General features: G+C 55.4%; 1 protein-coding gene. It reads right to left on the reverse strand.

The window, feature by feature from the left end; all coding sequences use genetic code 11:
• The coding region (gene secY, locus ACRESJ_RS04860) for a preprotein translocase subunit SecY (protein ID WP_431756888.1) at positions 1-1,002 on the reverse strand (1,002 nt) is incomplete at both ends.

Genomic DNA, 1,002 nt, shown 5'->3' on the forward strand with positions numbered 1-1,002 from the left:
GAACAGGGTCAAACGAGTCAGAACGCCATCAATGTAGCGCGCAGACTGCTCACCTGGACGGATACCCGGAATAAAGGCACCGGACTTCTTCAGGTTCTCCGCTACGTCTTTCGGATTGAACATCACCGCCGTATAGAAGAAGCAGAAGAAAATAATCCCTGCACTAAACAGCAGAATATTCAACGGCTGACCAGGAGCGATCGACTGCGAGATGTCCTGCAACCAGCCCATACCTTCAGACTGACCGAACCAGGCACCCAACGAAGCCGGGAACAGCAAAATGCTGCTCGCGAAAATAGCCGGAATAACACCGGCCATGTTCACCTTCAGCGGCAAGTGGCTAGTCTGCGCGGCAAAGACCTTGCGGCCCTGCTGACGCTTGGCGTAGTGAACAGCGATACGACGCTGACCACGCTCAATGAACACCACGAAACCGATAATCGCTACTGCCAGCAAACCGATGGCAACCAGGGCGAAGATGTTGATATCACCCTGACGTGCAGACTCGAAAGACTGCCCGATCGCTCTCGGAAGACCGGCGACGATACCTGCGAAAATCAACATCGAGATACCGTTGCCAACACCACGCTCAGTAATCTGCTCACCCAGCCACATCATGAACATCGCACCAGCCACAAACGTGGATACCGCGACGAAATGGAAGCCAAAGTCACCAGTGAACGCAACGCCCTGCCCCGCCAGACCAATGGACATGCCAATGGCCTGAACGAGAGCGAGGACGACAGTGCCGTAGCGGGTGTACTGGCTGATCTTGCGACGGCCAGCTTCACCTTCCTTCTTCAACTGCTCCAGCTGCGGGCTGACGGCGGTCATCAGTTGCATGATGATCGATGCCGAAATGTACGGCATGATCCCCAGTGCAAAGATGCTCATCCGCTCCAGCGCGCCGCCGGAAAACATGTTGAACAAGCTAAGAATGGTCCCCTCATTCTGTCGAAACAGGTCCGCGAGTCGGTCCGGGTTGATACCTGGAACCGGGAT

This window comes from Pseudomonas sp. (assembly GCF_050739655.1).
Taxonomy (GTDB): Bacteria; Pseudomonadota; Gammaproteobacteria; order Pseudomonadales; family Pseudomonadaceae; genus Aquipseudomonas.